Raw genomic sequence first — 9,743 nt, 5'->3', positions numbered from 1 at the left:
GATATGTATATTATAGTAAGTTATGGAACGAAAATTTCCGAGATTGCTCACAACGTGCAATCAAAGGTCAAATACATCCTAGATAAAACAGTTGGACTTAGCACGGACTCGGTTAATATTTACGTTCAAGGAGTTCGCGTGACGAACTCGTAGTGAGGAGGAAAGACTTGTGTCAATTAAAGCACTAGATGGAAAACGATTCGCAGATATGGTCATAACGGGAGCCAAACACTTATCCGCAAATGCCCAATATGTTGATTCACTTAACGTTTTCCCAGTTCCTGATGGTGATACTGGAACAAATATGAATTTGTCCTTAACATCAGGAGCGAAAGAAGTAAAGAATAATATTCAAGACCATATTGGTAAGGTTGGTTCAGCACTTTCTAAAGGATTGCTTATGGGTGCACGCGGGAACTCAGGGGTTATTCTATCCCAGCTTTTCCGAGGATTTTCTAAAGCCATTGAGCATAAGGCTGAAATTAATAGCAAAGAATTTGCTGATGCACTTCTAAGTGGAGTAGAAACGGCATATAAAGCAGTTATGAAGCCTGTTGAAGGAACCATTTTGACAGTAGCAAAAGACTCAGCAAAAAAAGCAGTGCAAGCAGCCAAAAACGAAAATGACCTTATTGCCTTAATGGAAGAAGTCATCAAAGAGGCAAAGGCATCTCTCAGCCGCACTCCAGACTTGCTGCCCGTCTTGAAAGAGGTAGGGGTAGTTGATAGCGGAGGTCAAGGGCTTGTCTTTGTTTATGAAGGATTCCTGGCTCAATTAAAGGGTGAAGAACTTCCTGACAGTCCGTCAGCATTTCCAAGAATGGAAGATTTGGTTAGCGCAGAGCATCACAAAAACATACATAGCTTTATGAATACAGAAGATATTGAATTTGGTTATTGCACCGAATTTATGGTCAGATTTGAATCAGAGAGGCTTACGAAAAGTCCATTCTCGGAAGAAGTGTTTAGAACGGACTTAAGTAAATTTGGAGATTCTTTATTAGTTATAGCAGATGATGAGCTTGTTAAGGTTCATATTCACTCAGAACAGCCTGGTGAATGTTTATCCTATGGGCAGCGTTATGGAAGCCTTATCAATATGAAAATCGAAAATATGCGCCAGCAACATACCAACTTAGTTGAAGGGGCTCAAACTCAAGCAAGCTCTGCACCTGTATCGAAAGAATTAAAGGAATACGGAATTGTTACTGTCTCAATGGGAAAGGGCATTGCTGACCTATTCCGCAGTATTGGCGCCCATGCAGTTATAGAAGGCGGCCAGACGATGAACCCGAGTACAGAAGACATTGTGAAGGCGATTGAAGAGGTCCATGCCAAAAAGGTCATTATCCTTCCTAATAATAAAAATATTATTATGGCGGCTGAGCAGGCTGCGGAAGTCGCAGAACAAGAGGTTATTGTCATTCCGACAAAGACAGTTCCACAAGGGATGTCAGCATTGCTTGCTTTCAATCCAAGCGCTGATTTAGTCCGAAATAAGGACGGAATGACAGAAGCACTTCAACATGTAAAAACGGGACAGATTACATTTGCTGTAAGAGACACAAGCATTGAAGGTCTTGAAATTGAAAAGGATGACTTCATGGGCATCGCCGAAGGGAAAATCCTAGTCAAAAATAAAGATAAAGTCCAGGCAGCAAAAGATCTACTTACTAGCATGCTTGATGAGGATTCGGAGATCTTAACAATCCTTAAAGGTGAGGATGCTTCTGATGAAGATGTGGAAGCCATCGTCAGTTTTGTAGAAGAAGAGTTTGAAGAGGTTGAAATTGAAATACATGATGGAAAACAGCCGCTATATGCATTTATTTTTGCAATTGAATAATGAGAAATGATAACGAAAGCGCCTTCTTTGTAATTGAAGGAGTTATCTGTTGATCTTACACACAGAAAAGAAGGGGCCTCCCCTTCTTTTTTGGCTAAATAAAGTTAGGGATGACTCATTTATTGATGAAATAGAATCGGAAGCTGGAGGTGAGATCTTTGTCTAATCATCATAAAGTATTGAAGCCAAATATGACTCTTCCAGTTACGGCCGTTAAAGGGATTGGAGAAGAAACCGCAGCAGCATTAGGAGAAATGAATATAAAAACCGTAAAGGATTTACTAGAGTACTTTCCATACCGCTATGAAGATTACCGTCAGAAGGATTTGGCAGAGGTTAAGCATGAAGATAGAGTGACTGTGATCGGCAAGGTACATAGCGAGCCCTCTCTTGTCTATTATGGAAGAAAGCGTTCAAGATTAACGTTAAGAATATTAATAGGAAACTATCTAATACAGACAGTTTTATTTAATCAGCCATATGTGAAAAACAAAATCTCCATTAATGATACAGTCACGGTTACGGGAAAATGGGACCAGCATCGTCAAACGATTACAGCAAGTGAATTGCATGTTGGTTCTGTCATAAAAAGTAAAGATTTTGAGCCTGTTTACGCTGTAAAGGGGAAAGTAACGGTTAAAGGGTTAAGACGATTTATCAGTATTGCTTTTTCTCAATTTGGAACAGATATCGAAGAAACATTACCTGAAATATATTTAGTTAAATACAAGCTAATGAATAGAAGAACTGCGCTAAACATGATGCATTTTCCTGCTGATCAAAATGATTTAAAGCAGGCAAGAAGAAGATTTGTTTATGAAGAGTTTTTTTATTTTCAATTAAAAATGCAGGCATTAAGAAAAATTGATAGAGAAAAGTCAAACGGCATCAGTCAACTTTATCAACTTGAAAATCTTAAGTCATTTATTCAATCATTGCCATTTTCCCTTACAAACGCACAAAAAAGAGTTGTCAATGAAATTCTTTCTGATATGAAGTCGTCATTTAGAATGAACCGGTTGTTGCAGGGAGATGTGGGCTCTGGAAAGACAGCGGTTGCGGCGATTGCTCTTTATGCGTCTAGAACGGCGGGCTTTCAAGGTGCGTTAATGGTCCCAACAGAAATATTGGCGGAACAGCATGCTGAATCACTAAAACAAATGCTTGATCCATTTCAGATAAAGTGTGAGCTGCTGACAAGCTCGGTAAAGGGAAAGAGACGCCGTGAAATACTGCAGCTTCTTAAGGAAGGGGCCATTGATGTTCTGATAGGGACGCATGCTTTAATACAAGATGAGGTTGAATTTCAAAAACTAGGCCTTGTTATAACAGATGAACAGCATCGATTTGGTGTTGAACAGCGAAGAGTATTGAGGGAGAAGGGGGAGAACCCAGATGTTTTATTTATGACAGCGACCCCTATTCCTCGAACATTAGCCATTACTGTTTTTGGAGAAATGGATGTATCCATTATTGATGAAATGCCGGCAGGGAGAAAAGTGATAGAAACGTATTGGGCAAAGCCTTCTATGCTTGAGAGAGTATTGGGCTTTGTTGAAAAGGAGCTTCATGCTGGCCATCAGGCATATGTAATTTGTCCGCTAATCGAGGAATCTGATAAGCTGGACGTTCAGAATGCAATCGATGTACATGCGCAATTAACACACTTTTTTAATGGGCGCTATCAAGTTGGATTAATGCATGGCAGATTACACTCAGATGAAAAAGAAGCAGTAATGAAGGAATTTAGCAATAATGAAGTTCAAGTCCTCGTTTCGACTACGGTAGTTGAAGTTGGCGTGAATGTCCCTAATGCAACGATGATGGTCATTTATGATGCGGAACGATTTGGTTTGTCCCAGCTGCATCAGTTAAGAGGAAGGGTCGGGCGTGGCAGCGATCAATCTTTTTGTATTCTTCTGGCCGATCCGAAGTCAGAAACAGGGAAAGAACGAATGAAAATAATGACTGAAACGAATGACGGCTTTCTTCTAAGCGAAAAGGACCTGGAACTAAGAGGGCCTGGTGATTTCTTTGGAAAAAAACAAAGCGGACTCCCTGAATTTAAGGTTGCCGATATGGTGCATGATTACCGAGCTTTAGAGACAGCTAGAGATGATACGGCACAATTAATTCAATCAAATGAATTCTGGACAATGCCAGAGTTTCAATATTTAAGAGCATACTTAAGAGAATCAGGGGTTTTAGAAGGTGAAAAACTTGATTAATAATTGCTTCAAGAAATAAAGTGGTTTCAATAAGCTCTGGTGTGACAGAGCTTATTTCTGCTTGCAATATACTATTCGTGATTATATACTACTATTAGTACCTAGTCTTAATATCTGGGACGGAGTGTAAAAGATGCGAAGAAATAAAAAAGAGCGGCAGGCTTTATTAACGGAAACGATAAAGGAAAATCCTTTTATAACTGACGAAGAACTTGCTGAAAAGTTTTCTGTCAGTGTTCAGACAATCCGGCTGGACAGGCTGGAATTATCCATTCCTGAGCTGCGTGAACGAATAAAGCATGTAGCAGAAAAAAGGTTTGATGATGAAGTCCGATCCTTGCCCATTGAAGAAATTATTGGAGAAATTATTGATATTGAATTAGATAAAACGGCTATTTCAATTTTAGATATTAAAGAAGAACATGTTTTTAGGCGGAACAAAATTGCCCGCGGGCATCATTTATTTGCTCAGGCCAATTCATTGGCAGTAGCAATGATAAATGACGAGCTTGCATTAACGGCTAAAGCAAACATTCAATTTACCCGTTCCGTGAAGCTTAAGGAAAGAGTCATTGCAAAGGCCAAAGTTGTGAGCATCGATTCTGAAAATGGCAGGACAATCGTGGAAGTTGCGAGCTATGTGAATAATGAGTTAGTTTTTAAAGGGGAATTCGATATGTATCGTTCTCACAAAAAAACAAAAAAGGATGAACAACAGCATGAAAATAGCGATTGATGCAATGGGGGGCGATCATGCTCCTAAAGAAATCGTGCTTGGAGCCATGAAAGCTGCTGCTGAATATAAGGATATTGAAATCACCCTTGTTGGGGACGAAACGAAAATTAAAGAATATTTAACGAATCCGGATCGAATTGAAATTTTACATACAAATGAAGTCATCTTAGCAACAGATGAGCCTGTTAGGGCCGTACGCAGAAAAAAGAATGCCTCGATGGTTCTAGCAGCACAGCTCGTTTCTGATGGTAAAGCTGATGCTTGTATCTCAGCTGGAAACACAGGTGCCTTAATGGCGGCAGGACTTTTTGTAGTTGGTCGAATAGAGGGGATAGAAAGACCAGCATTATCCCCAACCTTGCCAACGATTGGCGGAGAGGGATTTTTACTTCTTGATGTAGGAGCTAATGTGGATGCAAAGCCTGAACATCTTTTGCAGTATGCCATAATGGGATCCATCTATTCAGAAAAAGTTCGTGGGATTTCCAATCCAAGAGTTGGCCTCCTTAACATTGGTACAGAAGAAAAAAAGGGAAATGAGCTCACAAAGCATACATATGAATTGCTGCAGAATGCTAATTTGAATTTTATCGGTAATGTGGAGTCGCGGGATTTACTTGAAGGTGCTGCAGACGTTGTAGTAACAGATGGATTTACTGGCAATATGGTACTGAAGACTATTGAAGGAACAGCCCTTTCCGTTTTTAAAATGTTGAAGTCCGCATTGACAAGCAGTTTTAAAAGCAAGCTGGCTGCTGCCGTTCTAAAGCCGGATTTAGTCCAATTGAAATCTAAAATGGACTACTCTGAATACGGCGGTGCGGGTCTATTTGGTTTAAAGGCTCCAGTCATTAAAGCACATGGATCATCAGATGCAAATGCACTATACAATGCTGTGAGACAGACGCGGGAAATGGTTGCACATCATGTATCAGAAACAATCAAGGAAGTTGTCGAAAAGCATAACTCAAAATAATTTTAATAAAGAATAGGAGTGTCTCAATGGGGAAAATTGCATTTCTTTTTCCAGGCCAAGGATCCCAAACTGTAGGAATGGGAAAAACTCTAGCGGATGCTGATCAAACAGTAAAATCATATTTCGATAAAGCAGATGAAAAGTTAAACTTTTCGCTCTCAAAGCTTATTTTTGAAGGGCCGCAGGAAGAGCTGACTTTAACAACAAATGCGCAGCCTGCATTACTTACAACAAGTATAGCTGTCCTGAATTATTTTAAACAATCTGGGATCAAACCGGATTTTGTTGCTGGCCACAGTCTAGGTGAGTATACAGCACTTGTTGCTGCGGGAGCGATTTCTTTTGAGGACGGGGTGTACGCAGTTCGAAAAAGAGGGGAATATATGGAAGAGGCAGTTCCTAATGGTGAAGGCACGATGGCTGCAGTTTTAGGCTTAGACCGAGAAACTCTTCGCACAGTAACAGAGAAGATTACCGATGAAGGTGATTCAGTGCAGCTGGCAAATTTGAACTGTCCTGGACAAATTGTTATTTCCGGATCAAGAAAAGGTGTTGAAATCGCATCAGTGAAGGCAAAGGAAGCCGGTGCAAAACGTGTGATGCCGCTAGTAGTAAGTGGCCCATTCCACTCGGATTTAATGAAGCCAGCTGCAGAAAAGTTTAAAAAAATTCTAGATGAAATAGAAGTAAAGAATGCAGAAATCCCAGTAATAGCAAATGTGACAGCTGATGAAATAACATCTGAAGAGGAAATTAAGGAAAAATTAATAGCTCAGCTTTATTCACCTGTTCTATGGGAGGATTCAGTTCAAAAGATGATTTCATTAGGTGTAGATACTTTCATTGAAATTGGCCCAGGCAAAGTTTTATCTGGTCTAGTAAAGAAAATCGATAAAAGTGTTCGGATTTTTGCCGTTTCCGATCAAGAGACATGTACAGCAGTTATAGAGTCCTTAAAGGAGGAAATACAATGAAGCTTGAAGGAAAAATAGCTCTAGTAACAGGTGCTTCCCGAGGAATTGGCCGAGAAATAGCTTTGGAATTGGCTAGACAAGGTGCAGATATTGCGGTTAATTACTCAGGCAGTGAAGAAAGAGCTAATCAGGTAGTTGCTGAAATTAAGGAAATGGGCAGAAGTGCTATAGCGGTTCAATGTGATGTTTCCAATAGTGAGTCGGTTGCGAATATGGTAAAGGAAACAATTGACGCTTTTGGAAAACTTGATATTCTTGTTAATAATGCTGGGATTACAAAGGATAATCTTTTGATGAGAATGAAGGAAGACGAGTGGGATGATGTAATTAATATTAATCTTAAAGGTGTCTTCCTATGTACAAAAGCTGTAACAAGACAAATGATGAAGCAAAGAAGCGGGCGAATTATTAATATTTCATCAATTGTCGGAGTCAGCGGCAATCCTGGTCAAGCAAACTATGTTGCTGCTAAATCCGGTGTAATCGGACTTACAAAAACATCCGCTAAGGAACTCTCTTCTCGTGGTATAACCGTTAATGCTGTTGCCCCTGGATTTATTACAACTGACATGACGGATAAGCTTCAAGACGAAGTAAAGGAAGCGATGTTAAAGCAAATTCCGTTAGCTCGGTTTGGAGAGCCTTCAGATATTGCTAATGTTGTTGTTTTCCTCGCTTCAGAAGATAGCCGATACATGACAGGTCAGACACTTCATGTTGATGGCGGCATGGTTATGTAGCAACGCGCGTACACGGATACATTTTTTTAAGTAAACTATTTAAAATAATAATAAAGTACATTTATTATTTACTTAAAATACACTATAATATCTTGAGGGGAGGTGAACAAGCATGGCAGAAGTATTAGAAAGAGTAACAAAGATTATCGTTGACCGTTTAGGTGTTGAAGAGTCTGAAGTAAAATTAGAAGCTTCATTCAAAGATGATCTTGGCGCTGATTCCCTTGATGTAGTTGAATTAGTAATGGAATTAGAAGATGAGTTCGATATGGAAATCTCTGATGATGACGCTGAAAAAATTGCTACAGTCGGTGACGCTGTAAGTTACATAAGTGCAAAGCAATAAATCATCAGTTTACAAGTAAGCAATACTTTTTCAGTGGGGGTATCTACCCTCACTGTATATCATTTTGTCGTATTTTTTGTCCATTATTACTTGACATTAGATTAGGTAATGGCGGACAGAAAATACGTTTGTCTTTTAAAGCTCCGTTCAATAACGGGGCTTTCTTATGCTTTTTTGCATATTTCATTGTTTTTCAGTAAACTCGTTATTAGTATTGTTTAAATTTATCGCAGATTAACGGGCAGTAAGACTCCCACCTCAAAACTTTAGATGAATCAAAGAAGTTTAAGTGGGATGTCAACTGCCCGTAAAGGCCCGAATATAGGAACACAGACTAAGAACGCCACATCCTGTGGGCCGCAACTAACATTTAGTGGGGGATGTAGGAACCCCCCACTAAATGAAGTTTCACTAAATATTTTCGTCATTTTACTTATAAAGGTGAATCAATTAATTATGCATAATATTGGAAAAGACAAAGATAAAAGGATATTCCGTTCTATAGATAAACGTTTTAAAGAATTTCAGAAAAAAATCGGAATTGACTTTGAAAATGAAAAGCTATTAAAACAGGCATTTACACATTCATCGTATGTAAATGAGCACCGCAGAAAGCCAAATGAAGATAATGAGCGGCTTGAGTTTTTAGGTGATGCGGTTCTTGAGTTGACTGTCTCTCAATTTCTGTTTCTAAAATATCCATTGATGAGTGAAGGCGAATTAACTAAATTAAGGGCAGCTATTGTTTGCGAGCCTTCCCTAGTAGCGTTTGCGCATGAACTTTCATTTGGGGAGCTTGTCCTATTGGGCAAGGGGTAGGAAATGACCGGGGGAAGGGAAAGACCCGCGTTGCTAGCTGATGTATTCGAGTCATTTATTGGTGCTTTATATTTAGATAAAGGATTAGATACTGTAGTCGCTTTCCTCGAAAAAATCGTATTTCCCAAAATCAATTCAGGTAAATTTGCCCATGTAATGGATTATAAAAGTCAGCTGCAAGAATTGATTCAGCGTGATGGGGCAGGTCTGATTGAGTATAAAATATTGCAGGAAAAAGGTCCCGCTCATAATCGGGAATTTGTATCGAGGGTATCGATGAGCGGAAAGGAGTTAGGGACAGGCACAGGCCGCTCCAAGAAGGAAGCCGAACAACATGCAGCGCAGATGGCTCTTGAAGTCCTAAAAAATAATCTGAACTAGTTAAGACAGCATAGATAAGAAACATTTAAGATTAGGGGGAGCAGCAGTTGTTTTTAAAACGGTTAGATGTTGTTGGATTTAAATCGTTTGCTGAGAGAATCATGGTTGATTTTGTTCCAGGTGTTACTGCTGTTGTAGGACCGAATGGCAGCGGAAAAAGTAACATTACGGATGCAATCCGTTGGGTGTTAGGTGAACAATCAGCTAAATCTTTAAGAGGCGCGAAAATGGAGGATATTATCTTTTCCGGCAGTGATTCCAGAAAGGCGCTTAACTTTGCAGAGGTTACGCTAACATTAGATAATGAAGATCAATCGTTGCCAATTGAATATAATGAGGTAAGCGTCACCCGCCGGGTATACAGGTCCGGTGAAAGTGAATTCTTCATTAATAAGCAATCATGCAGACTTAAGGATATAGTCGATTTGTTTATGGATTCCGGTTTAGGGAGAGAGGCTTTCTCTATTATTAGCCAAGGAAGAGTTGAAGAAATTCTAAATAGTAAGGCGGAAGACAGGAGAACGATTTTCGAAGAGGCAGCAGGTGTCCTTAAATACAAGAGCAGGAAAAAGAAAGCAGAAGGAAAGCTAACTGAGACTCAAGACAATTTAAATCGGGTTAATGATATTGTTTATGAGCTTGAAAGTCAGGTGGAGCCTTTAAAAATTCAAGCCTCTATTGCTAAAGATTATTTAGA

At 39.5% G+C, this 9,743-nt stretch carries 9 protein-coding genes and 1 pseudogene; all 10 read left to right on the top strand.

Annotated elements, in window-relative coordinates:
* Positions 1 to 153 (top strand): Asp23/Gls24 family envelope stress response protein (locus V7149_RS04095; RefSeq protein ID WP_335344383.1); only part of this gene is annotated, 153 nt, incomplete at its 5' end.
* 16 nt (positions 154 to 169) lie between these two features.
* A complete protein-coding gene (locus V7149_RS04090) occupies positions 170 to 1,846 on the top strand; it encodes a DAK2 domain-containing protein (protein ID WP_335344381.1) in 1,677 nt (558 codons plus the stop codon).
* Positions 1,847 to 2,025: 179 nt separating this feature from the next.
* Positions 2,026 to 4,074: an ATP-dependent DNA helicase RecG gene (gene recG / locus V7149_RS04085; RefSeq protein ID WP_335344382.1), complete on the top strand. Its 2,049-nt coding sequence runs from the start codon at positions 2,026 to 2,028 to the stop codon at positions 4,072 to 4,074.
* Between the two features lie 133 nt (positions 4,075 to 4,207).
* Positions 4,208 to 4,810 (top strand): transcription factor FapR, encoded by a 603-nt coding sequence (fapR, locus tag V7149_RS04080; protein ID WP_335344380.1) that lies wholly within the window; start codon positions 4,208 to 4,210, stop codon positions 4,808 to 4,810.
* Positions 4,794 to 5,786 (top strand): phosphate acyltransferase PlsX, encoded by a 993-nt coding sequence (gene plsX / locus V7149_RS04075; RefSeq protein ID WP_335344379.1) that lies wholly within the window; start codon positions 4,794 to 4,796, stop codon positions 5,784 to 5,786. Before fapR ends, plsX begins: the two co-directional genes overlap by 17 nt.
* Before the next feature lie 26 nt (positions 5,787 to 5,812).
* Positions 5,813 to 6,760 (top strand): ACP S-malonyltransferase, encoded by a 948-nt coding sequence (gene fabD / locus V7149_RS04070; RefSeq protein ID WP_335344378.1) that lies wholly within the window; start codon positions 5,813 to 5,815, stop codon positions 6,758 to 6,760.
* Positions 6,757 to 7,500: a 3-oxoacyl-[acyl-carrier-protein] reductase gene (fabG, locus tag V7149_RS04065; RefSeq protein WP_335344377.1), complete on the top strand. Its 744-nt coding sequence runs from the start codon at positions 6,757 to 6,759 to the stop codon at positions 7,498 to 7,500. Before fabD ends, fabG begins: the two co-directional genes overlap by 4 nt.
* Positions 7,501 to 7,612: 112 nt before the next feature.
* Positions 7,613 to 7,846, top strand: a complete 234-nt coding sequence (locus V7149_RS04060) for an acyl carrier protein (RefSeq protein ID WP_335344376.1) — start codon at positions 7,613 to 7,615, stop codon at positions 7,844 to 7,846.
* 456 nt (positions 7,847 to 8,302) lie between these two features.
* A pseudogene (gene rnc / locus V7149_RS04055) lies at positions 8,303 to 9,046 on the top strand (ribonuclease III).
* A 47-nt stretch (positions 9,047 to 9,093) separates the two neighbouring features.
* Positions 9,094 to 9,743, top strand: a 650-nt coding sequence (locus V7149_RS04050; RefSeq protein WP_335344375.1) for a chromosome segregation SMC family protein, incomplete at its 3' end; no start/stop codon positions are given.

It is taken from the genome of Bacillus sp. JJ1503, assembly GCF_036965125.1.
Classification (GTDB): Bacteria; Bacillota; Bacilli; order Bacillales; family Cytobacillaceae; genus Cytobacillus.
This window is presented reverse-complemented; position numbering and strand designations above follow the sequence as displayed.

Coding starts and splice junctions, on each gene's coding strand:
- fapR (WP_335344380.1), top strand. CDS start 4,208: ATGCGAAGAAATAAAAAAGAGCGGCAGGCTTTATTAACGGAAACGATA.
- V7149_RS04060 (WP_335344376.1), top strand. CDS start 7,613: ATGGCAGAAGTATTAGAAAGAGTAACAAAGATTATCGTTGACCGTTTA.
- fabG (WP_335344377.1), top strand. CDS start 6,757: ATGAAGCTTGAAGGAAAAATAGCTCTAGTAACAGGTGCTTCCCGAGGA.
- fabD (WP_335344378.1), top strand. CDS start 5,813: ATGGGGAAAATTGCATTTCTTTTTCCAGGCCAAGGATCCCAAACTGTA.
- plsX (WP_335344379.1), top strand. CDS start 4,794: ATGAAAATAGCGATTGATGCAATGGGGGGCGATCATGCTCCTAAAGAA.